The organism is Lysobacter olei (genome assembly GCF_054777355.1).
Genome location: NZ_BAAHAT010000004.1, coordinates 1 through 25388, shown reverse-complemented (window position 1 = coordinate 25388; position 25388 = coordinate 1). Strand labels below are relative to the sequence as shown.

Below are 25388 nucleotides of genomic sequence, written 5' to 3'. Positions count from 1 at the left end.
GGTTCGCGCCAGCAAGTGATTTCTCCCCTCGCACGGCTTGCGTCAGCAGCACCGTGCGACCGCCATGCCGCCCCGCTGCATGCGGGGCGCAGACGGCGCGCCCTTGCGAGCGCAGTTCACTCCGGCGCGACCACCTCATAGCCCCGCGCGCGCAGGCGGGCGAGCCAACCCGTGTCACCGAGCATCGAACTCACCGATAGCACCGCAAAGGTGTCATGGTTGCGCTCAAGGGCCGTGTCGACCGCTTTCAGCCACTGCCCCTCCGCGCGCGCGCGACCGTCCGCAAGCCCGAGCTCCGCGGCAACCTCGCTGGCAAAGAACGTGTCGTCGCATGCCCGCTGCGAGCCACGTTCGCTCAACGCAGTCAGCGTGGCCACATCGCCCTCGGCCCAGGCATTGGCTCGCAGTGTTGCTTGGGTCACGTCGCGCTCCAGCGCGTCCAACACCTCACGCAGGCATTCCGTTTCATCCACCTTGGAGCGGATGACCGTCTTCGCCACGCCTTTGACGTCGCGCACTTCGGTCTTCACCGACGTGCTGACACGCTCCACGTCGTGCTTCTTGACCACGGCGCCAATGCGCTCGTAGACGGCTCCGGCAGGGACCAGCCCGGCGCGCTCCAGTGCCGCCGCGTACAACTTGCTGGCCGCGTAGGACGGACGGAATTCCTCGATGTCATCGTCCTTCGGCACGTATTGCTGACGGAGTTGCGACCAGCGGGCATACAGCGGGGCCGGCAATACCTCGCGCAACGTCTTCCCGTCGGGATTCTTGCGCGCTTTGAGCAGCGTCGGCATGGCGAAAGCGGCTCGGAACATCCCGCCCATGCCCACCGATACGCCCACGCTCGGTGCACCGATAATCTGCGTGCTGCGCGCCAGCGCGCGTTCGGCCTGGGGCGAGTACCACTCCAGCCCCTTGGGAATCGGCGACACGGTGCCGAAGATCCATAGGGTGTTGCCACCCTTGCGCACCTGCCACAGCCCTGGCCCGGCCTTAAGGCCGTTCACCGGCACCGGCGCTGCATCCACGATCGGCAACGGCGCGGTCGCGGTCGCGGTCGCGGTCGCGGTCGCGGTCGCCGGAGAGTCTGGCTGGGGGGCCTTCGACTCCGCCATCACCTGCCCTGACAGCACCCCTGCGCACAAAAGCGCGACACATCCGATGGCCTTCATACAGATTCCCTTCCAGTCCATGAAGTCCGGTGTGACAGAGGCAGCAAAGTGAAAGTTCCATCGGGCCCCACCGGCGCGCTCCAAGGCACTTCGCCGACCCCAGCCATGAGCACAAACGAAAACAGCGGCCCGGATCGCTCCGATGGCCGCTGTTCGCGATGTGCAAGTTTGGTCGGGACGGCCGGATTCGAACCGACGACCCTCTGCCCCCCAGGCAGATGCGCTACCAGGCTGCGCTACGCCCCGACTGAACCTGCAATGTGCCGCCGTGTGGCGGTCGCAAAGTATAACCGCTTGCGGCCAGCTTGGGCCATCCTCGGAGCCCTGCTCAGCGCTTGAGCAGCTGCAGCACCTCTTCCAGCTCCATCCGTACCTGCTTGATGATCTGCGAGCTCAGCGCCGACTCTTCCTTTGCCGACTCACCCTCCAGACGCAGGCGCGCGCCACCGATGGTGTAGCCCTGTTCGTACAGCAGCCCGCGGATCTGGCGCACCATCAGCACCTCGTGGCGCTGGTAGTAGCGGCGGTTGCCGCGACGCTTGACCGGATTCAGCGACGGGAACTCCGTCTCCCAGTAGCGCAGCACGTGCGGCTTGACGTCGCACAGCTCGCTGACCTCACCGATGGTGAAGTAGCGCTTGGCCGGGATTGGCGGCAGTTCGCGGTTGCTGCCGGGATCAAGCATTCACACCTCCAGCGTAGGCCTCGACGCGCTCCTTGAGCTTCTGCCCCGGACGGAACGTCACCACCGTACGCGCCGAAATCGGAATTTCCTCGCCAGTCTTCGGGTTCCGGCCCGGCCGCTGGTTCTTGCGGCGCAGGTCGAAATTGCCGAAGCCCGACAGTTTCACCTGCCGGCCCTGCTCCAGCGCCTCGCGGAGCGCGTCGAAGAAGGCATCGACGAACTCCTTCGCCTCGCGCTTGTTGAGCCCGACTTCGTCGAACAGGCGCTCGGCCATTTCAGCCTTGGTCAAAGCCACATCGTTCCCCTGTTTACGATGGCCCGGACATCGACCGGACCACCGATATTGCAACTGCCTGCGGTCGTCAGCCGCGGATCCTGGCGCCGTGGGCGGCATCGATGGCCTGGGTCACCGACGACACCACCGCGTCCACATCCTGATCGGTGAGGGTGCGTGATTCCTCCTGCAGAATCAAGCCCATAGCCAGACTCTTGAAGCCGGTTTCGACGCCCTTGCCCTGGTACCGGTCGAACAGCACCAGATCCCGCAGCGACGGGCCTGCGGCGGCCTTCACGGTGGCGGCGATGGCGCCCCATTCCACCGCTTCCGGCACGACGAACGCGAGGTCGCGGCGGACGGACGGGAAGCGCGACTGGCCCCCGGCGCGCGGCAGGGCGCGGGCCAGCAGCGGCGACAGGTCCAGCTCGAAGGCCACCACGTCTACATCGAGGTCCAGAGCGCGCTGCAGGCGCGGGTGCAGCTGGCCGATCCAGCCCAGCTTGACCGCAGCGCCGTCGTCACCGATGCGGTAGACGTCGGCTGAACGCCCCGGGTGCGCCCAGCCCGGCTGCGAGGCGCGGTATTCCAGGCGCGCGCCGGAGACGGCGGCCAGGCTGTCCAGGTCACCCTTCAGGTCATGGAAGCCGACCGGCTGTGCCTTGGCGGCCCACTGCTCGGTCCCGGCCGCACCGCAGGCCACGGCGGCCACGCGCTGGGTATGCAGCGGGGCACCGTCACCGGCACTCGTCCCGTGCGCGGCGGGTCCACCCACCCACGGCGTCGCGCCATCGGTGGTGAAGACGTTGCCCAGCTCGAACAGGCGCACGCGGCCCTGCTGGCGCGCGGCGTTGCGGCCCAGCGCAGCGACCAGCCCCGGCAGCAGCGACGGCCGCATCACGCCCAGCTCGGCGCTCAGCGGGTTGGCCAGCGGCACTGCACCTTCGGCAAGACCCCAGCGGGCCAGCAGCGCGGCATCCACGAAGGCGTAATTGATCGCTTCCAGATAGTCGCGCGCCGCAATCTGGCGGCGCATGGTCATCTCGTCCACACGGGTTTCGGTGGGCGCCACCAGGCGCGCGGCACCGGCCGGCAGCGTGGTCGGGATGCGGTCGTAGCCGTGGATGCGGGCGATCTCTTCGATCAGGTCCTCTTCGATGGCGATATCGAAGCGGCGGCTCGGCGCGGTGACGCGCCAGCCGTCCGACACGACTTCCACCGCCAGACCGAGCGCACGCAAGATGCGGTCGACCTCGGCGTCGGCCACCTGCAGTCCCAGCACGCGGGCCAGGCGGGCGCGGCGCAGCATGATCGGCTGCGGCTGTGGCAGGTGCTCAGCCAGCGTGGCCTCGGCCACCGGGCCCGGCGCGCCGCCGGCCACTTCCACGATCAGGCGCGTGGCGTATTCCATCGCGATGCGCGGCAGTTCCGGATCCACCCCGCGCTCGAAGCGGTGGCCCGCATCGGTGTGCAGGCCCAGCTTGCGGCCGCGCCCGATGATCGCCGCCGGCGCGAAATGCGCCGACTCCAGGAACACGTTCTTCGTCGCGTCGGTGACGCGCGTGTCGAAGCCGCCCATGATGCCGGCCAGCGCCACGGCGCGGTCGGCGTCGGTGATGACCACGAACGGGTCATCCAGCGTCACGTCACGGCCGTCCAGCAGCTTCAGTGTCTCGCCTGCACGCGAGTGACGCACGCCCACCGGCCCCTTCAGCAGGTCGCGGTCGAAGGCGTGCATCGGCTGGCCCAGCTCGATCATGACGTACTGGGTGACGTCCACCAGGAACGACACCGGACGGATGCCGCTGCGGCGCAGGCGCTCGGCCATCCACACCGGCGTGCTGACCGTGGCGTTGACGCCTTCGATCACCCGGCCGACGTAACGCGGTGCATCCGCACCGGCATTGAGTTCGATCGCCAGCACTTCATTGTTGAGCGCCGGCATCGGCGTCGCGTCGAAATGCGCCACTTCGCCGCCGCATGCCGCCGCCACGTCATAGGCGATGCCGCGCACGCCGAAGCAGTCGGCACGGTTGGGCGTCAGCTTGATCTCGATGCTGGCGTCCGGCAGGCCGAGGTAATCGGCCAGCGGCGTGCCCACCGGCGCATCGGCCGGCAGCTCCAGCAAGCCCGACGCATCGGCGTCGATACCCAGTTCCTTCGCCGAGCACAGCATGCCGGCCGACTCCACGCCGCGCAGCTTGGCCGCCTTGATGTTGATGCCGCCCGGCAGCACCGCGCCCACCTGGGCCAGCGGCGCCTTCAGGCCCGCGCGCGCATTCGGCGCGCCGCACACGATCTGCACGGTGCCATTGCCGGTGTCCACCTGGCACACCTGCAGGCGATCGGCCTCGGGATGCTTCTCGGCGCTGACGATCAGCGCCACGACCACACCGTCCAGCGAATCGCCCAGCGGCGTGACCTCTTCCACCTCCAGGCCGATCGCGGTCAGCGTCGCGGCGAGTTCGTCGCGCGTGGCGGTGGTCGGGACGTGGTGGCGCAGCCAGTTTTCGGAGAATTTCATCGCGAAGTCATTCCGATTTCATGTCGAAGCGGCCGGAACCGCAATCGTGTGGCGACAAGGGCCGCACACACTTCAAATCACAACGTTACCTGTCGTTGCCGCCCATCCTCATGGCGGGCGGCGGGCTGCCTGCCCGCGCACGGTGGGCCGCCCAACATCGCGTCGCCATTACCCGGCGCCGCAACGGTTGCCTCAGGCGAACTGCTTCAGGAAACGCACGCCGCTCTCGAAGAAGCTGCGCAGGTCGTCCACGCCATAACGCAGCATGGTGAAGCGCTCCACGCCCAGACCGAAGGCGTACCCGGTGTACTTCTCCGGGTCGATGCCCACGTTGCGCAGGACATTGGGGTGCACCATGCCGCAGCCCAGCACTTCCAGCCAGCGCGTGGAGCCATCGGCCTGCTGCCAAGCGATGTCCACTTCGGCCGACGGCTCGGTGAACGGGAAGTAGCTCGGACGGAAGCGCATCTCGAAGTCGCGCTCGAAGAACGCGCGCACGAACTCGGCCAGCGTGCCCTTGAGGTCGGCGAAGCTGGCGTGCTCGTCGACCAGCAGGCCTTCGACCTGGTGGAACATCGGCGTGTGGGTCTGGTCGCTGTCGCTGCGGTACACCTTGCCCGCCGCGATCATGCGCAGCGGCGGCCCGCTCTTGCCGGCCACGGCATCGAGCATGTAACGCACCTGCACGCCGGAGGTGTGCGTGCGCAGCAGGCGGCCGTCGTCGAAGTAGAACGTGTCGTGCATCGCACGCGCCGGGTGGTGCGGCGGGAAGTTCAGCGCTTCGAAGTTGTGCCAGTCGTCCTCGATCTCCGGGCCGGTGGACAGCTCGAAGCCGAGTCGGCCGAAGATGTCAACGATGCGTTCCAGCGTGCGGCTGACCGGATGCAGGCCACCGCGCGCGCCATTGATGCCCGGCAGCGTGACGTCGATGGTTTCGCTGGCCAGGCGCGCGTCGAGCGCGGCATCGTCCAGTGCGGCCTTGCGCTGCGACAGGGCCTCGCCCAGCACGTCACGCGCCTTGTTGATCGCCTCGCCCGCGGCCTTGCGCTGGTCGGCCGGCAACGCGCCCAGCGCCTTGAGCTGCGCGGTCACGCTGCCGGACTTGCCCAGCAGCGACACGCGCAAGGCCTCGATCGCCTCGGGCGACGACGCGGCGGCAATGTCAGCCAGCGCCTGCTGCGTCAGTGATTCGATTCCACTCATGTCCCATCGAACCTCAAGAATGCATGGCGCCGTTTGCGGCGCCGCAAAAAGCAATGGGGAAGGACTTGCGCCCTTCCCCATGCGTGTACCTCATTGTCTTCGACCTGCAGCCGGACCGGCACCTGGGTGCACCACCGTCCGCGGCCTGCGACAAATTACGCCGCGAGCGCGCCCTTCGCCTTCTCCGCCAGGGCGGCAAAGCCGTCGGCGTCGTGCACGGCGATGTCCGCCAGCACCTTGCGGTCCAGGGTGATGCCGGCCTTCATCAGGCCGTTCATGAAGCGGCTGTAGCTCAGGCCGTTGATGCGGGCAGCCGCATTGATACGGGTGATCCACAGCGAACGGAAATTGCGCTTCTTCTGCTTACGGCCGATGTAGGCGTACTGCAGCGCCTTGGTGACCGCCTGCTTGGCGACGCGGAAAACCTTGCGACGGGCGTTGTAGTAGCCCTTCGCGGCCTTCAGGATCTTCTTGTGACGACGGCGCGCTTGCACGCCACGCTTGACTCGTGCCATTTCTCAGTCCTCCCTTAGGCGTACGGCAGCATGCGAGTGATACGGCCGGCGTCTTCCGCGCGGACGTGGTTCGTCTGGCGCAGGTTGCGCTTACGCTTCGTCGCCTTCTTGGTGAGGATGTGGCTGCGGTTGGCGTGGCCGCACTTGAACTTGCCGGATGCCGTCTTGCGGAAGCGCTTGCCTGCCGCACGGCTGCTCTTGATCTTGGGCATTGCGATGTCCTTTCGGATGTTAGGTCACTGGCCTGGGCGGTGGCTGTCGCCACGCTTTCCGTCCTGCCCTTGCCGGCTGTAAGTCGTTGATCTTCCGAGGAAGATCCCGACGGGTCCGTGCTGTTACGTACAACAAACCCGGGTTAGCGGGCCGCACATTATGGCGGGGGTCGTGGGGGATTGCAATCTTTCCCTTTGAAATCAAAGGCGTCTCGGCTGGTTGGGCTGAGGTCGGCGGCCCTCGGGCATTCCGGGCAGTCGCGGCCCGTAATCCGCTTGGTGCCCGGAACACCCGAGGACCGCCCCCAACCACATCCCCAACTGACCGGAGAGCGGAGCCAAAGCAAGAGCCAAAAGGGCAGAGGCAAGAAAGACTGCAATCACCCGGGTTGAGGGAGAAAGAAGCAAAGCCAGACAGAGCCCCGCTTCCCGCTCTTGTGTTTGATGCCCACCCTCACCCAAGCGGGACGACCGTGCGCTGGGATGGCATCAAACACCTACCCCACCCCCCGCCGAAAAAGAAACAGCCGCCTCACGATTCGGAGGCGGCTGCCGGGTGTCTCGGTCACCGAGCGAGTATCGGGGAGCGAATGACCGAGATACCCGGTAGCCGCCCCCACAAACCCGTCAGATCACTGCTTCTTCTTCGGCGCAATCATCATGACCATTTGGCGACCTTCCAAGCGCGGCCGCGACTCGACCACGATGTCCTCGCCCAGATCCGCCTCGATGCGCGCCGCCATCTCGCGACCCAGCTCCTGGTGGCTCATTTCACGGCCACGGAAGCGGATGTTGACCTTGACCTTGTCGCCTTCCTCCAGGAAGCGGCGCATGTTGCGCAGCTTGATCTGGTAGTCGCCTTCGTCGGTAACGGGCCGGAACTTGAGTTCCTTGATCTCGACCTGCTTCGTCTTCTTCTTGGCCTCGTTCGCCTTCTTCTGCATCTCGAACTTGAACTTGCCAAAGTCCATGACCTTGCAGACCGGCGGATCCGCGTTGGGCTGGATCTCGACAAGGTCCAGGCCTTCGTCTTCGGCCATGCGCAGTGCTTCGTCGCGCGAGAGCACGCCGATCATTTCGCCGTCGCTACCAATCACGCGTACGCGGGGAACGCGGATTTCCTGGTTCTTGCGGTTGGGCTTCTCGGGGGTACTGATGTTGCAATCTCCGGTATGGATCGTGCCGTCCCGCATTCCAGCGGGACGGGCCTATTAGGTTACACGCAGCGCTTAATGGGCGCCTTCACCCTGCAAACGCGAGGCGAAATCGGCGACGGACATCGTCCCCAGATCCTCCCCTCCCCGCGTGCGCACCGAGACCTCGCCATTGTCCCGCTCGCGGTCGCCAACGACCAGCAAGTAGGGCACGCGCTGCAGGGTGTGCTCGCGAATCTTATAGCCGATCTTTTCGTTCCGCAAATCGGCCTCGACCCGGAGACCTTGATTTGCAAGGGTTTTCCGGACCTCGGCCACATAGTCGGCCTGGGCGTCGGTGATGTTCATGACCACGGCTTGGACCGGGGCCAGCCAGGCCGGGAATTGACCGGCGTGGTGTTCGATCAGGATGCCGATGAAGCGCTCCATGGAGCCCACGATGGCCCGGTGCAGCATCACCGGGTGGCGGCGCTGGCTGTGCTCGTCCACGTACTCGGCGCCCAGACGGCCCGGCATCATGAAATCGACCTGCATCGTGCCCAACTGCCAGGTACGGCCGATGGCGTCCTTGAGGTGGTACTCGATCTTCGGGCCGTAGAAGGCGCCCTCGCCCGGCAACTCCTCCCACTCCACGCCGGCGGCCCGCAGGGCCGAACGCAGCGCGCCCTCGGCCTTGTCCCAGGTCGCGTCATCACCCAGGCGCGAATCCGGGCGCAGGGCGATCTTGATCTGGATCTCGTTGAAGCCGAAGGCGTCATACACGGCCAGCGCCTGACCGTGGAAGGCCGCGACCTCGGCCTCGATCTGATCTTCGGTGCAGAAGATGTGGCCGTCGTCCTGGGTGAAGCCGCGCACGCGCAGGATGCCGTGCAGGGCGCCCGACGGCTCGTTGCGGTGGCAGGCGCCGAACTCGCCGTAACGGATCGGCAGGTCGCGGTAGCTGTGCAGGCCCTGGTTGAACACCTGCACGTGGCCCGGGCAGTTCATCGGCTTGAGCGCGTAGGTGCGCTTCTCCGACTCGGTGAAGAACATGTTCTCCTGGTAGTTGTCCCAGTGGCCGGACTTCTTCCACAGCGACACGTCCAGGATCTGCGGGCAGCGCACTTCCTTGTAGCCGCTGTCGCGGTACACCTTGCGCATGTACTGCTCCACCACCTGCCAGACCGACCAGCCCTTGGGGTGCCAGAAGATCAGACCGGGGCCTTCTTCCTGCAGGTGGAACAGCTCCTGCGCCTTGCCGATCTTGCGGTGGTCGCGCTTTTCGGCCTCCTCCAACTGGTGCAGGTAGGCCTTCAGGTCCTTGTCGTTGAGCCACGCGGTGCCGTAGATGCGGCTGAGCATCTGGTTATTGCTGTCGCCACGCCAGTAGGCGCCGGCCACCTTCATCAGCTTGAATGCGCGCAGCTTGTCGGTGCCCGGCACATGCGGGCCGCGGCACAGGTCGGTGAAGTCGCCCTGGCTGTACAGGGAGAGGTCTTCGCTGGCCGGAATCGACTCGATGATCTCGGCCTTGTACGCCTCGCCCAAGCCCTTGAAGAAGGCCACGGCATCGTCGCGCGACTTCACGCTGCGACTGACCGGGAGCGCCTCCTTCACGATCTTCTGCATCTCCGCCTCGATGGCCGGCAGGTCCTCGGGCGTGAACGGGCGCTCGTAGGCGAAGTCGTAGTAGAAACCGTTATCAATCACCGGGCCGATGGTGACCTGCGCGCCGGGGAACAGGCGCTGCACGGCCTGGGCCAGAAGGTGGGCGGTGGAGTGACGCAGGATGTCCAGCGCCTCGGGCGACTTGTCGGTGACGATGGCCAGCTCGGCATCGCGTTCGATGCGGAAGCTGGTGTCGACCAGCTTGCCGTCGACCTTGCCGGCCAGCGCGGCCTTGGCCAAGCCAGCGCCGATCGAGGCGGCGACGTCACCCACGGTCACGGGGTTGTCGAATTCGCGGCGACTGCCGTCGGGAAGGGTAATGGCGATCATGGGGTTGGGACTCTGTGATGCGTCGATGGTGCACGCCCGGTACCAGGGCACTCGGCGGTGCGGCAAGCGGCATTGCAGGCTAGGGCCTTCGCTGCGCGCAACAAAAAAGCGCCACGAGGGCGCCTGCTAGGATGCGGGGCCTCGCGGAGGTCAGCGATGGGCGGTGCTAGTGCTCATGTCACACGCTCGGCCGGCGCGTTGGCGCGGGCCACCTGGAAGGCTGCGGCGGCCATCATGGCCGGGGTGTGTCTATGGTTGGCCAGTGGTGGCGGCAAGTCAACGCTCTTGGCCTGCTTGGCCATGGGAAGCCGGTTGGCAATCTGCCTTTGCGGCGGCTAATGGCGCCCCCCCTCTCACCCCGGGCACACCCGGCGCCTCGCCCAAAGCAAAACGGCGCAATCCCGGGGGATCACGCCGTTCTGTCACCAAATTGGTGGGCGGTACAGGGTTCGAACCTGTGACCCCTACCATGTCAAGGTAGTGCTCTACCGCTGAGCTAACCGCCCGTCGCCATGCAACCCGGCGAAGGTCGCGCAGTGTAAACCGTCTTGGCGGTGTCGGCAAGAGCCTCACGCCCCCAGTTCGGCATCCTTGAGCTTGCGAAGCTCGTCGCGCACTGCCGCCGCCTGTTCGAATTCCAGGTCGCGGGCGTGCTGGTACATCTTCTGCTCCAGCTCCTTGATTCGGGTCGCGATCTGGGCCGGTGGCAGGGTCGCGTAGTCCACGACCTCCTCGGCGACCTTGCGGCCCCGCCCCCGGGTCTTGGCGGCATCGGGCTCGGCACGCGCGCCTTCCATGATGTCCACCACCGGCCGATGCACCGACTTGGGGGTGATGCCATGCTCAAGGTTGTATTCAACCTGTTTGGCCCGACGGCGGTCCGTCTCGTCGATGGCCTTCCGCATCGAGTTGGTGATGCGGTCGGCGTACAGGATCGCCTTGCCCCGCACATTGCGCGCTGCGCGGCCGATGGTCTGGATCAGTGAACCGGCGGAACGCAGGAAGCCCTCCTTATCGGCATCGAGGATGGCCACCAGCGACACTTCGGGCATGTCCAGCCCTTCGCGCAGCAGGTTGATGCCCACAAGCACGTCGAACTTGCCCAAGCGCAGGTCGCGGATGATTTCCACCCGCTCCACGGTATCGACGTCAGAGTGCAGGTAGCGCACTTTGACCCCGTGCTCGCCGAGGTACTCGGTCAAGTTCTCGGCCATGCGCTTGGTCAGCGTGGTGATCAGCACACGGTCGCCCTGCGCGACGCGCAGGTTGATCTCTCCCAGCACGTCATCGACCTGGGTGGCGACCGGGCGGATTTCCACCTCCGGGTCAATCAGGCCGGTAGGACGCACCACCAGCTCCACGATCTCGCCCTCGGACTTCGTGAGCTCGTAAGGCCCCGGCGTGGCGGAGACGAAGATGGCGCGCGGCGAGCGCCCTTCCCACTCCTCGAATTTCAACGGACGGTTGTCCAGCGCCGACGGCAGGCGGAAACCGAACTCCACCAGCGTCTCCTTGCGCGAACGGTCACCCTTGTACATCGCGCCCACCTGCGGCACGGTCACGTGCGACTCGTCCACGACGAGCAACGCGTCGGGCGGGAGGTAGTCGAACAAGCACGGCGGCGGCTCACCGGGCATATGTCCGGTCAGGTGGCGGCTGTAGTTTTCCACGCCATTGCAGTAACCCACCTCGGCGAGCATTTCGAGGTCGAACTGGGTGCGCTGCGCCAGGCGCTGCGCCTCCACCAACTTGTTGGTCGAATACAACTGCTCAAGGCGCACGCGCAGCTCTTCCTTTATCGCCTCGATGGCGTCCAACACGGTGCGGCGCGTGGTCACGTAATGTGACTTGGGATAGATGGTATAGCGCGGCAACTTGCGCAGCGTCTCGCCCGTCAGCGGATCGAAGGCAGTCACTGATTCAATCTCGCCATCGAACAGCTCGATGCGCACCGCCTCGCTGTCGCTTTCGGCGGGGTGGACGTCGATCACCTCGCCACGCACGCGGTACGTGCCGCGGCGAAGTTCGGTGTCGTTGCGGGTGTACTGCATCTCCGTGAGCCGGCGGATCAGCTCGCGCTGGTCGATGCGCTCACCGCGCACCATGTGCAGCACCATGCGGAAATATTCGTTGGGGTCACCCAGTCCGTAGATGGCCGAGACCGTGCACACAATGATCGCGTCACGACGCTCGAGCAGCGCCTTGGTGGCCGACAACCGCATCTGCTCGATGTGCTCGTTCACCGAACTGTCCTTCTCGATGAAGGTGTCCGACGAGGGCACGTAGGCTTCTGGCTGGTAGTAATCGTAATAACTGACGAAATACTCGACCGCGTTGTGCGGGAAGAACGCCTTGAACTCTCCGTAGAGCTGCGCCGCAAGCGTCTTGTTGGGCGCCATCACGAGCGTGGGCTTCTGCACGTGCTGGATGACGTTGGCGATGGTGTACGTCTTGCCCGAGCCCGTGACGCCCAGCAGGGTCTGGTGCGCGAGGCCGGATTCGAACCCGGCCACCAGGCGCGAGATGGCAGGCGGCTGGTCGCCGGCCGGCTCATAAGGCGCCACCAGCTGAAACTGGCCCTGTTGACGTAAGTCGAGCGTGTCGGATTCGTTCATGCGGGGGGATCGCACACGGGGGGCGATCGTCCAGTGTAGCGCGGCGATTTCCGGATTGCGGCCGGGAAAATCCTGACGCCCAGAGCCGTTTACCTCCGATTGGCGGTGACCAGATCCGCAGGAAAGCTATCCGCACTCAAGGAGAACGGCATGCGCACGGACGTTAGAGGATTCACAATGCTGGAGGTCGTGATCGCAACGGCCGTGGTTACGGTATTGGCAGGAGCGGCCATTCCTGCCTGGCAATCGGCTCGGGCGGCAGCGTCCGCGGGAAAAGCGCGGACGGAAATGCTGCAGACCATCATGGCGGCGGTGCGCCACTCGGCCTTGGCAGGCACTGAAGTCGTCCTGTGCCGCCCCTCGGGCCCGTCCGTGGAGCAATGCGCCAGGACCACCAACTGGACCGATGGCTGGGCCTTGTTCGCGGACCGCAACGGCAACGGATTACGCGAGGCGAACGAGCCGGTGATTCTTCGCCAGCCGCCCCTGTCGGGAGGGGTCAGGCTCTGGACCACCGAAGGCCGGACGCGGCTCGTGTTCCACCCCAGCGACGGCAATGCGGGGTCGAACGTCACCTTTACCCTGTGCGACGACCGCGGACCGACCAAAGCCGTCACGTTCGTCCTGGCCAATGACGGGCGGATGCGCTGGGGGCGCCCCACTGCATCGGCAGCAGGCCAATGTGTATTTGGCAGCTAGGGCCTATTGACCTGACGCCCGGGGCCACCTAGGATATGCGTCCCCGCCCGAATAGCTCAGCCGGTTAGAGCACTTGACTGTTAATCAGGGGGTCGTTGGTTCGAGTCCAACTTCGGGCGCCAAGAGATTCAAAGAGATAGGGTCGCTTCGGCGGCCCTTTTTCGTGGGCGATTTTCATTGTGGGGACACTGTGGGGGCGGCAGCGTCTTTCAGGGTGGGTGACCGTTCCTTCAGTGGGATGGCTCGGACACCGATTGCCGAGCATCGCAGGCACGCCAACGTTGTAGCCCACTCGTTGCACTCCGACCGGCCTGCCTCACCGAGCTACTTTCACGGCGTGTACGGACATCCCGGGAAATTGGGCCATGGCGATGTTTCGAGCCATCCCCGGCGTCAATGCGTGAATGACCGCGGAGAAGGTTCCCGCGCCACCGCCGGGACGGCCCATCGTGACGACATATGTGACCATGGAATTCCTGCAATTGTCGGGGGCGGCACTGTAGGTGCCGTCTATGTCACGCGGTGCGAATCATGCCGGCAAGAGCGCCTTGGTCACCCAGCTTGTCGCAGATGGTCCGGACGGCTTGCAGAAGCGTCTCGCTCGGTACGTACTGCGGGTCTACATCAAGCTTGTTCATGATGAGATGGGCCAGCTCGATTTCGTCTCGCGCCAACGACCGGCACTTGAGCAAGGTGTTGGATGCCCGGGCATTCAGAAGTTCGGCCACTTCTGGATTGGCTGCATGCCGCTGAGCGTTGTCGGCCGGCTTCGAGCGGCTTGTGATGTCATCTATCTTCATGGAACTCCTCCGTCGCACCGCATCTGCGGCGCATGAAGGTATTTATCCGGAAGGCATTCGCGCCATGCGAACAGGTCCCGTGCAACACGCACCAAAAAGCGCGCTATTCGGCCATGAATCCTCGTGTTGTAACGGGCCGATGGCTTGAACTTTGTTGACACCTAAGTCTTCGGAACCCGGAAAGACTGATAGAGGGCAAACACGCGTTGTCGTACACCTAGGTTGTGCTTCGCATCTTTGTCCTTGTCTGACAGCTTCCAAGGATAGAGGTGGTCGAGCAAACCACTGAACAAGTGGGTAGCCCTCTTTGCGTTGTCTGATAGCGCCAAGTTGACCTCGTCCCGTGCGGCAAGGTCGAGACTGCGGTCCCACGTGAAGTGAGTGAGGCAATGGGCGAGGCGCGCCAGACGCATGGCCATACGTGGGGCGGGGAGCGCGTCACGTTCCGCGGCAAGCAACGCCAACATTTTGCGGTGGCGACGACCATCCGTCAGGGTGTCGAGCTGGTTCAACATGGCTTCCAGCACGCTGTGTTGAAATTTGGTGCCTTTGGGAGCGACGGAAAGTGGTGTTGTGCTCTTGCTGTGATTGCTTCTCCCCCAGTGCCCCAACCTGATGGGGTCCACACCCGTCAGTGAACCGAGCGAGCGTGCGAGGGTGGGCGATACCAACACGACAATTTCCGGGTTCTTTGCGTTCTCACCGATGGCCAGCAGGGCTGCCCTAACATGGTCCCTCGCTCGGATTTCACTGTAGTCGTGTCGGGGCACCTTGACTTGCAGTCGCATCACAGCAGCTTCTTCATCCCGTGGATGCGTCACCTTGACCACCGCTCGGGAGAGTGGCCTCTCCCCTGACATGGAAAGGCTGTCAGGTGTGAAGGCACCGAAGATGCCTTGACCCACTAGCTGTTGGCCTGAGTCCCCCCGTAGCGCAATGCTGAGGAACGTGGTTGTATCGAAACCGGCGTGCACAAGGTCGGTTGAGAACACCGAGATGTTGATGTCCTTGCGAAGACACAGGTCGGTCGCGACTTCGGCAACAGTCACGCCATGTCGGGAGAAGTGCGCCGACACCAACTGGCACGCCCATTCATCGCGCATCACGTACACCTGCGGAATGCGTTCCGCGAGTAAGCGTGCCGGCGCGTACTTTTCGGGAGGTTGGGTTACAACCCTGCTCGCGAAATCCCCGAAACCATCACGCACATCCTTCCATCGGACGTTGAGGCTGGTGACGTGGTCGAGGACGACCATGGGTGAAGCCCACTCCTTTACCTGCCCGATGATGCCGGGCTGCATCAACATGCCCAATGACATCAAGGTGACACAGCCCGGCGAGGGAGCGCCCATCGGCATATCCGCTAATTCGCAAAGCGCCTTTAACCGTGCCTCGTCACGCTCCGTGAGGTTTGCGCGCCTAGCTCTGTCGGCATCAGGGTCAACCCGTGGCTGTTCGAAAGGCTCAATGTTGTCACTGAGGTACTTGGTGGGAATGCCCGTGACATGGGCAACGGCCTCGTTCGCTCCGAAGTGCCGGCGTACAGCTATGCCGGCGCTCTTCAGTGCTGCCGCGGCCACATTCCCGCGCTCGGCAGAAGGGTAGACCCATGCCACCGCATGGCCAGCATCGAGTAGTTGTCGAGCTACCTCGACGGGAAAGTCACTCAGTTGCCAGTGAATGACGACTGGCACGTCCGGAGTGCGTTCAAGCGACTGTGAGAGTGCTTGAGCGGCATCTGCCGCGGTAAGGGTGGACGACATGGAGGGGTACTGCCTTCAGTGACACCATCAACCCGTCAAGCTCGGATTGCCCTCATGCCCATCACTTGGGTACCTGACAGCTCGCTGATTGGTGGTGTTAGGATGTCATCCTATCACCTTTCTTTTTTGATAACAAGCTGTTTTTATTAGCGAAAACGCAAAAGAGCTATTAAGGGACTTTAAAGAGAGATACAGGCTGGCGGCACCCGAAGGAACTGCAACGGATGTCCGTGGTGGCCAACCCCGGAGTGGCCACGGAGGGTGGGCCACCCGCATGAGACAGCGCGAGGCGATGGCTCATGGACCATCCAATATGTAGGCAACCGCTCGTCGCACGCGTCCTCGCCGTTGCCTAAGCCGAGACAACTCGTACCTCGTCCGTCTCGGCTGTGGGTTGTTGGGCTGCACTTCGCCCGCGGTGCGGTACGTGATGGACTCATCGACCAAGCTCCGGGCGCTTACATGGGGACCGAATCGGACCCAAGCACGTAGGACCGAGCTTGGAGGTAACCCCCAATGCACAGGGGCGGCTACGCAGCTAGCGCCCTGTACACGGTGGCTCTCGAAACATGGAAGCGGGACTGCAACTGCCCGACTGCGAAGCCCTCCTCGCGCCGCAGGCGTCGGATGGTGGCCGCCTGCTCCTCGGTGAGGCTCGGCTTGCGACCGAACTTGACGCCAGCCTTGAGGGCCGCCTCGATTCCCACTTTCTGGCGCTCCGAACGGATGTCCAGCTCGAAGGCTGCGAACGTGCTGAGGATGCCGAACAGCAGCTTGCCTTCCGAAGTGGACGTGTCGATTCCCTGATGGACCACCCGCAGGTTGACACCCTTCTTGTGGAGGCAGTCGGCGATTGAGGCTAGGTCCAGCACACTACGGGCCATGCGGTCCAGACGCGAAATGACGAGCGTGTCCCCTTCCCTGACGTAGTCAAGGCACGCCTTCAGTTCAGGCCGGTTATCACTGAATCGGCCGGACTTCTTTTCGGAGAAGACCTTCGTGCATCCGGCAGCCTTCAGTTCGTCTAGCTGCACGGCCAGAGACTGCGAACTGGAACTCACTCGACAGTAGCCGACCATCTGGCCCATGACTTGTCTCACAATGTCTTAGAGTTTATGAGAATAGCATAATGAGACGACTTTTGATACGGCTTGAGAGCCGTCTCACGAGGTATACCTTTCGCGACACTCAGGGCACGGGTCTTGCGTACGGCTGCGCGTGGCGAGAGCCCTCTTCCACTATCATCAAGATTGCGCAATCACGATGCCGGGCATGACAGACAAAGCACCCACGATTCAGCAACAGCTGGCGGATTGGTTCATGCGCTTTTCGCCGCCGTCCGGGGTGCGAAGGGTGATGCCCTTAGCCGCCGCCGTCGCTACCGACACAGGCCTTGTTCGGAACGAGAACCAAGACCGGGTGGCCTTAGCGCGCGGGCGGAACATGGCGGGTCAGGCCTTTGCCATCGCTGCCATTGCAGACGGTATCGGGGGCATGAAGGAAGGGGCCTCCTGTGCCTCCAATGCGCTGGCGGAGCTGTTCGCTAGCGCGTTCCGACACGCCCAGCGCGGGGAGCTCCCGGAAATCTGCCTAGAATGGGCTGTAAGGGACGCCAATGGCCTCGTGCACTCGCAATCACGGCTCAACGGCGGGACCACTCTGGTAGCCCTCCTACTGGTCGAAGGTTATGGGGCGTACTGGACGAGCGTTGGAGACAGCCGCCTCTACCGGGCTTCCGGAGCCAAGCTAGTTCAGCTTTCCAAGGACGACACCATTGCAGGTCAACTCGGCCGCCAAGCGGATATCGCATTGGAGCAGTCGAAGCTGTTGCAGTTCGTGGGGATTGGAGAACCTCTTGAGATTCGCGTCGAGCAAGTGGACGCCGGCGCAGATGACATGGCGCTCCTCACCACAGATGGGGTGCACTTCTTGGAGCGCTCTGGTGGCGTCTTCGGCTTGGTCGCCCATAACTCGCAAGACGTGGGAACCTGCGTAAGGCGCCTCACCGAGCTCGCCCGCTGGGCAGGCGGCCCCGACAACGCGAGTGCGCTTGCCATCCCGTTCTTCCCGGACCTTGGCAAGCACCCGATACCGCCCCAGTGCCTCGACGTCTGGGACCCATTTGGCGAGATTCGCATTGTCGAGCAGCCCGGAAGCGCCGTGACCGAGCAGCCCTCACGCACCACCAGCAAAACCCAGCCCGCAGTAATCGAACCGTGGGACGCCGACTCCATGGAGCCGCCGACCGAAGAGCATGTTGCGGTACCGGGCTCCGAGAACGCTGAGCGGCCCAAACGTAAGCGGAAAAGCCGGAAGAAGGCGGACCTTCTCGGGGGTAAGGCGCCCCAAGTCCAACTTCACTTTTCGGGAAAGGATGACTAACCGTGCAGCTTGGGGGAAGGTATACGGTTCTGGGGGATGCGCTTAACGGCGGAATGGGTCTGGTCTATCCCTGCCAAGACGAGATTTTGGACCGCCGGGTAGCGGTAAAAGTTATCCAAAGTGGAGTCGAAGAACGCCGCATGCTCGACGAGGTTCGAGCGCTCCTTAAGCTTCGGTCGAAACATGTTGTGCAGGTCTACGACCTGCTTCGACTCGATGGCGGCTCCCTTGCCATCGTGCAGGAGTTCGTCGAGGGCCCTGACCTTTTCGACGGAAGTACTCAGGCCGCCACAACGGAGCAGCTTTACAGGCAGCTCTGGCAGATTGCCTCTGGAATTGCTGACATCCACGACGCAAACGTCATCCATCGCGACGTAAAGCCCAACAACATGAAGTTGGACCCCGAAGGCGTCATCAAGATTTTCGACTTCGGGCTGGCCCGTGATGAAGGCCCCGACGCGTCAACGATGGGTTTTGTCGGCACTCGTGGTTTCGCCGCGCCCGAGCTCTATGCGGACGATGTTCAGTTCACGCCCGCGATTGACGTGTATGCCTTTGGAGCAACCGCCTTGTACTTGGCCGCACGGGACTTGCCCACTGAGCTCGTAGCCCAACCGCCCCTCGCGGCGCCAGATGAATTCATCGACCGCGCCTGTAACGGCTGGGCGCCAGACATCAAACGAGTTATTGCGCAATGCCTCGCACCTCGTCCTCACGAAAGGCCAACCATGGGCGAAGTGCGTCATCTGCTGTCTCGATACCTACTCGTCAATCGGCATCAGGGTCTCCTCGTCTATCAAGGCCAGCCCTCCTACTTGAATGCAGGCAATCGAAGCGTCACGGCGGACCTTCCGGGGATGGGAGGCCTCAAGATTAATTATGACGGCTTGGATTTCTTTGTCGTGGCACTCAACGGGGACGTCTATATCAACAACCAGCAGGCTCGCGTCGGACAACTTCTTCCGGGTTCATGCGTCATTGCATTGGGTGCGCCCGACCAAGGCGCGCGCAGGCGCTACATAACGTTCGACCTGTCCTCGCCCGAGGTTTTGATATGACCGGACCCTTGGAAGCCGGGCGCGTGATTGGCAACCGCTATGAGATTACTCGTTATATAGACGAAGGCGGCATGCAGTTCGTGTATGCCGCGTATGACCGACTCACGGAACGCAACGTAGCTCTGAAGACCCCCAAGAATCGCTCCTCGACCAAGCGGTTTCGACGGAGCGCAGTGGTAGCAGCCCGAGTTAACCACGCCAGCGTGGCGAAGACGCTCGACTACGTTAGAGAGGGTGAGGACCGGTACCTAATTGAAGAGCTTGTAGACGGCAGGGACCTATCGAAGGCGCTCCTGCAACGCACAAGCTTCCTTGACCCGTACCTCGCTGCGCGCGTCTTTCATCATCTTGCAAAGGGCGTAGCGGCGGCGCATCACGCCGGCGTCATTCACCGCGACCTCAAGCCATCGAACGTCATGGTTTCGGGAGGCTATTGCCTCGATGAGGTGAAGGTGACTGACTTCGGCATTGCCAAGCTTGCGCAGGACGAAATCGAAGAGGCCGTCGCCGGTGGCGAGACAAGTCTTTCCATGTCGCAAACGGCGGTCGGGGCCCTTCCTTACATGGCCCCCGAAGCTATCGACACCCCCAAGGACGTCACGCAAGCTGCCGACATCTGGTCGGTTGGCGCCATGATGTTCCACCTCTTGACGGGTAGCCCACCCTTCGGTGTCGGGCTCAGGGCGGTCCGCAATATTCTTGCAGCTGAAGTTCCAGATGCTCCGGCATTTCTGTGGAGAAATCCGCAGTTCGCTCCCCTTTCCAAAGAGGTTCTTGCGCTCGCACTCACCTGCTTGCAGAAGGACCCTGCTGCTCGCCCCACGGCTGACCAGTTGGTGCAGAGTTGCGGCAATCTGTACTACAACGCTTCTGCGCGGCGCTTCGGTGTAATCAAGAGAATTGAGTACGGCAAGTGGGGGTTCATCGCAACGCAAGGTGATGATGTGTTCTTCCACATAGAAAGTTTCTACGGCCCAGACCTACCGAAACTCGGCGACCATGTCCTGTTTTCGAGCTACGCGGGTGGGGGAGCGCATCGCGCATATCCAGTGGTGAAACTGACGCCCGAGTGAAGCCCGAGCGCACCCACAACATTCCGGGCACCGCCCCGGCTACTCCCAGACCCGAACTGGCGTCGACGAGTCAGCAACCTTAGACCACAAGCCTGTGTAGCCCATGGAGGCTGCCAGCACAGCACCCAAGGAGTCAGCGTGTCCCGAATTTCCGACCTCATCGCCCAAGCCAAGGCAAAGGAACCTGCACTTGGGGCCGATTTGGAGCGCGAGTTCAAGGCCCTGTCCTCACGACTGCCCTTTGGCCTGAACTTCGAGCGACACAGCCCTGAGGCTGTCGAGCTACCCGAGCGCCCCATCCGCAAGGGCGACAAAGTCCACATGCTTGCTCCGAGAGGCTCCACCAAGAAGGGCGACCAGCGCCTGTGGCAGGTCAAGGCTATCGACCGCTCGAAGAAGGTGGCAGAGCTGGTCTTACTGGGCAGCGGGGAGAGAGAGCAGCAGTCCGCACTACTGCTCGACCTTGTCGTGGTAGCTGAATTCCGAGACACCATCTACCCCGGACTAGTGAGCACCGGCAAGGTCCAGCGCGGCGGGGACAAGCCCCACCATACGGTTATCAATGGCGAGAACTATCACGTCCTTAAAGCCCTGACCTACACCCATCGCGGGAAGGTAGATGCCATCTACATTGACCCCCCGTACAACTCGGGCGCGAAGGACTGGAAGTACAACAACGACTACGTCGAGAGCGACGACCTCTACCGACACAGCAAATGGCTGGCAATGATGGAGCGCCGCCTCTTGTTGGCCAAGGAACTTTTGAACCCCGAAGACTCCGTCCTCATCGTCACCATTGACGAGAAGGAATATCTGCGTCTTGGCTTGTTGCTCGAACAGACTTTCCCCGAAGGCAAAGTCGAGATGGTGTCGTCGGTTATCAACCCGAAGGGCACGGGACGGACGGGGGATTTTGCGCGAACGAACGAGTACCTGTTCTTTGTGCGATTTGGAGCAGCGACGGTCGGCACTCGCCCAGACGAAACATCACTCGGCGATGAAGTTGGCTGGGAGACAATGCGCCGACGAAACCTTGCCTCAGTCCGCGGAAGGAAAGGCAAGGGAGCCTGTGGGCCGAACCAGTTCTACCCAATCTTCGTCAATGCAAAATCGGGAGCAATTGTTGGGCGAGGTGACGTTATCCCACCGGACATCGCCCGAGACTCGATTACCCCTCCGCGAGGTTGCGTAGCGGTATTCCCCGTTCGGCCCGACGGTACGGAGATGAACTGGGAGTATACAGACACGGCTTTTGACCGTTGGTGGAATCTCGGCTACATCAGGGCCAACGGAAGAAAGGATGAGCCACAGCCTTACATCATTCAGCACCTGCCGAACAAGGCCAGAAAGGAAATTCAAAGCGGTGTGGCAACCGTCGAAGGGAAGCGAGACGACGGCTCTGTAATTGCTCGTTACGCGGACGCCAGCACTAAGACTGTGACGACCCAATGGGACTTCACATCCCACAGCGCCGAACATGGCGGCACTCGCGTACTCAAGGCGCTTATACCTAATCGCCTTTTCCCGTATCCGAAGTCGCTGTACGCAGTCGAAGATGCATTGCGGCTCTTCGTCGCAGACAGGCAGGATGCCGTCATCGTTGACTTCTTTGCTGGCTCGGGGACGACAGCGCACGCCACCATGCGCCTTAACCGACAGGATGGCGGCAGCCGCCAGTGCATTTCGGTCACCAACAACGAAGTTGGTGCAGACGAGCAGAGCAAACTGCGGGGAAAAGGACTGCGCCCGGGCGACTCAGACTGGGAGCAGTGGGGAATCTGCGACTACATCACCAAGCCACGTGTCAAGGCAGCCATAACGGGCGAAACCCCGGACGGAGCCAAAATCGATGGCACCTACAAGTTCAACGATGAGTTCCCCATGTCCGACGGGCTTGAGCAGAACGCCGAATTCTTCACACTAACCTACGAGACTCCTGTCTCCGTTAGCCACAACATGGCATTCGCCAGAATTGCGCCGCTGCTATGGCTTCGAGCTGGCGCGCGAGGCACGCGTATCGACAGAATTCCAGAGGATGGCTGGGCAATCGCAGACACCTACGGAATCCTCTTCGACGTGGACTCCGCGACTCCGTTCATCAGGGCCATTAAAGGTGCGAGCGAATCCAAGCTTGCCTACATCGTTACCGATGACGACAGGCGATTCCAAGCGCTCGCCAAGCGCTTACCTGAGGGCGTTGAACCAGTACGCCTGTACGAGTCCTACCTGACCAATTTTAGCTTCGCCAACGGGGACTGACGGATGAAGTTCACTCTCAAGGATTACCAGCGCGAAGCTGTTCAAGACGCGCTCACCAACCTCCGCAAAGCTCGCAGGATGTGGCGTGCCGATGCTGACCGAACGGCCTTCTCACTATCTGCCGTCACCGGTTCAGGTAAAACGGTCATGGCGGCAGCTACGTTCGAAGCGCTTTTCCATGGTGACGATGAGCTCAACTTCGACGCTGACCCGGGCGCAGTGGTCATCTGGTTCAGTGATGACCCCTCTTTGAACGAACAGACTCGTTTCCGCCTGATGGAGGCGAGCGACCGCATCGAGCACACATCCCTCGTGGTTGTCGAAAACACATTCAGCCGTCCGAAGTTCGAAGCCGGGAAAATCTATTTCCTGAATACACAGAAACTCGGCAAGAACTCGCTGCTGGTACGTGGCCACGACCAAGCCGAGCTAGAGGCTAATGCCGGCGACCTGCTCCCCGAGACCCGTCCTGACCTTCGTGCGTACACCATCTGGGACACCATCCAGAACACCATTGAAGACCCTGACCTCACGTTGTACCTCGTGCTGGATGAGGCCCATCGAGGCATGGGCAAGCCTTCTGCCGCTAGCCTGTCTGACAAGAGCACGATTGTTCAACGGCTAATCAACGGTGCTGGCAGCGTTAAGGGTATTCCCGTGGTCTGGGGTATCTCGGCAACCGTTGATAGATTCAACAAGGCGATGGAAGGGGCCGTGGCACGCATCAAGCTACCGGATGTGCTCGTCGATTCCACGAAGGTGCAGGACTCCGGTCTCATCAAGGACACAATCCTGCTCGACTTCCCCGATGAGGCAGGAGATTTCGACACAGTCCTTGTGCGACGAGCAACGGACAAGCTGAAGGAGTCCACCCGAGCTTGGGCCGAGTACGCGAAGCACCAAGAAGACCCGAACCCAGTCACGCCACTGATGGTGCTGCAAGTTCCGAACACGCCTGACCCGAACGAAATCGGGCGAGTTCTGGATACCATCTGTGAACGATACCCAGAGCTTCCCCCCGGTAGTTTCGCTCATGTACTGGGTGAGCATACGACCCAGCGCTACGGCAACCGCGACGTTCCCCACATTGAGCCGCAGCGAGTGCAGGACGCGCACTGGGTCCGAGTCCTCATCGCCAAAGACGCCATCAGCACCGGCTGGGACTGCCCTCGCGCGGAGGTCATGGTGTCCTTCCGTGCTGCGAGTGACCGAACGCATATTACCCAGCTTCTGGGGCGCATGGTGCGGTCGCCCCTTGCGCGACGCATTCCGGGCGACGACCGTCTCAATACTGTCGACTGTCTGCTTCCCAAGTTCGACCGGAAGACCGTGGAAAGCGTGGTCAAGGCCCTCACCGATGGAGACGACGGCAGCCAAGCCACGCCCGGCCGCATTCTCATCAAGCCTGTCGAAGTGAAGCCAAATCCGGATGCACCGCAAGAAGTCTGGGACCTGTTCACGTCACTTCCGTCGCAGACCCGCCCACAGAAAGGAGCTAAGCCCGCGAAGCGCCTAACCGCCCTCGCACACGAGCTTGCCTCCGACGGCATCCTCCCGGATGCGGGGAAAAAGTCTCATGGCGAGATGCACAGGGCGCTCGATGCCTTCCTCTCGGAGGAGGGGGAGAAGGTGGTCCAGAAGCGGAAGGCTGTGCTGACTGTGGATGGCAAGACCGTGGTGGCTGACCTGCAAGGTAAGTCGAAGAGCCTCGATGAGTTCTATGAGGATGCTGACATGGCGGTCATTGACGACGCCTACCGTCGAGCATCCCGCATCTTCAGCCCTGACATTTCGCGCACGTATGCCGACTACGTCGCTCGCAAGACTGTGACGCCCGAGAAAGACCCAGAGGAGTTCCTTGAAGCCATTGTTGAAGCACGAGTGACCATTGCTGGACTTGGGCTCGTCACGGAGGTACAGGACTACTTCGACCGCGAGGCAGACAAGCTGGCCAAGGCGTGGCTAAGTGCGTATGGGGCCATGATTAAGGGGTTGAGCGATGACCGAAGGGAGTCCTACCGCCAGATTGTGGAGATGAGTTCCGACCCGCAGGACGTGGAGCTGGTGAAGCCAGAGGCCAAGTTCGAGCCAACGAAGGCCCTTGAGAATGGGAGCGAGACTGACCTTCCGACGTGGAAGAACCACTTGCTGTGTGACAAGGAACGGAGGTATCCGGCCGAGTTGAACGGGTGGGAACGCAAGGTCCTTGAGACCGAGTCGAAACGCGACGGCTTCAAGTTCTGGTACCGCAACCCTCAGCAGCCGGGGCAGTCTTCGCTGGGCATTGCTTACATCGAAGCAGAACAGCACAAGGTGGTGAGACCGGACTTCCTCTTCTTTGCCGAGCAAGACGGGAAACTCGTGGCTGACCTCGTTGACCCTCACGGGCTTCAGTACGCGGACGCGCTGCCCAAGCTTCGGGGACTCGCCACCTATGCCGAGAACCACCCGGCTGCCTACCGTCGCATCGAGTCCGTGGCCGAGGCCAATGGCGTCCTTCGCGTCCTCAACTTGAAGCTTCCCGAGGTTCGAGAGGCCATACGTAAAGCAACCGACGCAACCGCCCTCTTCCGCAGCAAATTTGCATCAGACTACGTCTGATTTGGCTGAGCAAATACTCGGATGAAGAAGCAGAAATGATATGGACCTCGCTGGACTTCGGTAAGCACGAGGGGTTGACCCTCCCGGAAGCACTGTTCAAAGACCCGGACTGGTTCTTCTGGATGATGAAGGAACCAGACCCATTCAAAAATTGCAGGGCACTGCGCGTCCAAGCACAAGACCTGCTCAGGAAAGCCACGAGCATTCGCATACCGGGTGACGGCGAAGAGGAGGAATTGGAAATTGAACACATGGTTCACTTTCCCAGCCGGAAGTACGGCGGGTTCCTCGTCGTACCCGCATCGAAGCCGCCGCATCAGGGGTTCTGACCTGCCCCCGCTGTTAGGGCCACGAGCTACTTCGTAGAGTCCAAGGTTGCGAGCTTATCGCTCGATGGGTGGGTTGCAAGGGTGCCGCTC

Annotated in this window: 20 protein-coding genes and 3 tRNA genes; 8 read left to right on the top strand and 15 right to left on the bottom strand. The window is 62.6% G+C overall.

Annotated features, from left to right (window positions below; translation table 11 throughout):
- Positions 1 to 116: 116 nt before the first annotated feature.
- The 12 genes from ACYVBS_RS06780 to uvrB all read right to left on the bottom strand — a co-directional run bounded on the left by ACYVBS_RS06780 (position 117) and on the right by uvrB (position 12334).
- Positions 117 to 1175: a TraB/GumN family protein gene (locus tag ACYVBS_RS06780; protein WP_460822654.1), complete on the bottom strand. Its 1059-nt coding sequence runs from the start codon at positions 1173 to 1175 to the stop codon at positions 117 to 119.
- 169 nt (positions 1176 to 1344) lie between these two features.
- Positions 1345 to 1421: transfer RNA gene (locus ACYVBS_RS06775), tRNA-Pro, on the bottom strand.
- Positions 1422 to 1503: 82 nt separating this feature from the next.
- Entirely contained in the window at positions 1504 to 1860 is a 357-nt protein-coding gene (locus tag ACYVBS_RS06770; RefSeq protein ID WP_460822653.1) for a MerR family transcriptional regulator, read from the bottom strand.
- The gene (locus tag ACYVBS_RS06765; RefSeq protein WP_036133982.1) at positions 1853 to 2155 is read right to left on the bottom strand and encodes an integration host factor subunit alpha; all 303 of its coding nucleotides are present in this window, start codon (positions 2153 to 2155) and stop codon (positions 1853 to 1855) included. The genes ACYVBS_RS06770 and ACYVBS_RS06765 overlap by 8 nt, the downstream gene beginning before the upstream one ends.
- Positions 2156 to 2222: 67 nt before the next feature.
- Positions 2223 to 4658: a phenylalanine--tRNA ligase subunit beta gene (pheT, locus tag ACYVBS_RS06760; protein ID WP_460822651.1), complete on the bottom strand. Its 2436-nt coding sequence runs from the start codon at positions 4656 to 4658 to the stop codon at positions 2223 to 2225.
- Between the two features lie 192 nt (positions 4659 to 4850).
- Positions 4851 to 5861 (bottom strand): phenylalanine--tRNA ligase subunit alpha, encoded by a 1011-nt coding sequence (locus tag ACYVBS_RS06755; protein ID WP_460822650.1) that lies wholly within the window; start codon positions 5859 to 5861, stop codon positions 4851 to 4853.
- Between the two features lie 155 nt (positions 5862 to 6016).
- Complete coding sequence (gene rplT, locus ACYVBS_RS06750) at positions 6017 to 6376, bottom strand: 50S ribosomal protein L20 (RefSeq protein ID WP_036133976.1); 360 nt, start codon at positions 6374 to 6376, stop codon at positions 6017 to 6019.
- Between the two features lie 14 nt (positions 6377 to 6390).
- Positions 6391 to 6588 carry a 50S ribosomal protein L35 gene (rpmI, locus tag ACYVBS_RS06745; protein WP_036133974.1) on the bottom strand — a complete coding sequence of 66 codons (198 nt, stop codon included), beginning with the start codon at positions 6586 to 6588 and terminating at the stop codon, positions 6391 to 6393.
- Between the two features lie 632 nt (positions 6589 to 7220).
- Complete coding sequence (gene infC, locus ACYVBS_RS06740; RefSeq protein ID WP_460822647.1) at positions 7221 to 7781, bottom strand: translation initiation factor IF-3; 561 nt, start codon at positions 7779 to 7781, stop codon at positions 7221 to 7223.
- A 36-nt stretch (positions 7782 to 7817) separates the two neighbouring features.
- Complete coding sequence (gene thrS, locus ACYVBS_RS06735; protein ID WP_460822646.1) at positions 7818 to 9719, bottom strand: threonine--tRNA ligase; 1902 nt, start codon at positions 9717 to 9719, stop codon at positions 7818 to 7820.
- 431 nt (positions 9720 to 10150) lie between these two features.
- Positions 10151 to 10225, bottom strand: a tRNA-Val gene (locus tag ACYVBS_RS06730).
- 63 nt (positions 10226 to 10288) lie between these two features.
- A complete protein-coding gene (gene uvrB / locus ACYVBS_RS06725; protein WP_460822645.1) occupies positions 10289 to 12334 on the bottom strand; it encodes an excinuclease ABC subunit UvrB in 2046 nt (681 codons plus the stop codon).
- A 150-nt stretch (positions 12335 to 12484) separates the two neighbouring features.
- On the opposite strand from uvrB, the gene ACYVBS_RS06720 reads away from it, so the two are divergent.
- The gene (locus ACYVBS_RS06720; RefSeq protein ID WP_460822644.1) at positions 12485 to 13033 is read left to right on the top strand and encodes a GspH/FimT family protein; all 549 of its coding nucleotides are present in this window, start codon (positions 12485 to 12487) and stop codon (positions 13031 to 13033) included.
- A 45-nt stretch (positions 13034 to 13078) separates the two neighbouring features.
- Positions 13079 to 13155, top strand: a tRNA-Asn gene (locus ACYVBS_RS06715).
- Positions 13156 to 13548: 393 nt separating this feature from the next.
- Here the strand turns inward: ACYVBS_RS06715 and ACYVBS_RS06710 are convergent.
- From ACYVBS_RS06710 to ACYVBS_RS06700, 3 genes are all read right to left on the bottom strand, one after another.
- The gene (locus tag ACYVBS_RS06710; RefSeq protein ID WP_460822643.1) at positions 13549 to 13833 is read right to left on the bottom strand and encodes a hypothetical protein; all 285 of its coding nucleotides are present in this window, start codon (positions 13831 to 13833) and stop codon (positions 13549 to 13551) included.
- A gap of 161 nt (positions 13834 to 13994) precedes the next feature.
- The gene (locus tag ACYVBS_RS06705) at positions 13995 to 15596 is read right to left on the bottom strand and encodes a hypothetical protein (RefSeq protein WP_460822642.1); all 1602 of its coding nucleotides are present in this window, start codon (positions 15594 to 15596) and stop codon (positions 13995 to 13997) included.
- A gap of 530 nt (positions 15597 to 16126) precedes the next feature.
- On the bottom strand, positions 16127 to 16684 hold the full coding sequence (locus ACYVBS_RS06700) for a recombinase family protein (RefSeq protein WP_460822641.1): 558 nt from the start codon (positions 16682 to 16684) through the stop codon (positions 16127 to 16129).
- Between the two features lie 184 nt (positions 16685 to 16868).
- Between ACYVBS_RS06700 and ACYVBS_RS06695 the strand changes: the two genes are divergently transcribed.
- The 6 genes from ACYVBS_RS06695 (at position 16869) to ACYVBS_RS06670 (ending at position 25298) form a co-directional block, all read left to right on the top strand.
- Positions 16869 to 17978, top strand: coding sequence for a PP2C family protein-serine/threonine phosphatase (locus ACYVBS_RS06695; protein WP_460822640.1), 1110 nt, complete (start codon positions 16869 to 16871; stop codon positions 17976 to 17978).
- A gap of 53 nt (positions 17979 to 18031) precedes the next feature.
- Positions 18032 to 19036, top strand: a complete 1005-nt coding sequence (locus ACYVBS_RS06690; protein WP_460822639.1) for a serine/threonine-protein kinase — start codon at positions 18032 to 18034, stop codon at positions 19034 to 19036.
- Entirely contained in the window at positions 19033 to 20109 is a 1077-nt protein-coding gene (locus ACYVBS_RS06685; RefSeq protein ID WP_460822638.1) for a protein kinase domain-containing protein, read from the top strand. Before ACYVBS_RS06690 ends, ACYVBS_RS06685 begins: the two co-directional genes overlap by 4 nt.
- A 138-nt stretch (positions 20110 to 20247) precedes the next feature.
- Entirely contained in the window at positions 20248 to 22368 is a 2121-nt protein-coding gene (locus ACYVBS_RS06680; protein ID WP_460822637.1) for a site-specific DNA-methyltransferase, read from the top strand.
- Positions 22369 to 22371: 3 nt separating this feature from the next.
- The gene (locus tag ACYVBS_RS06675) at positions 22372 to 24969 is read left to right on the top strand and encodes a DEAD/DEAH box helicase (protein WP_460822636.1); all 2598 of its coding nucleotides are present in this window, start codon (positions 22372 to 22374) and stop codon (positions 24967 to 24969) included.
- A gap of 35 nt (positions 24970 to 25004) precedes the next feature.
- Positions 25005 to 25298 (top strand): hypothetical protein, encoded by a 294-nt coding sequence (locus ACYVBS_RS06670; protein ID WP_460822635.1) that lies wholly within the window; start codon positions 25005 to 25007, stop codon positions 25296 to 25298.
- Positions 25299 to 25388: the final 90 nt, after the last annotated feature.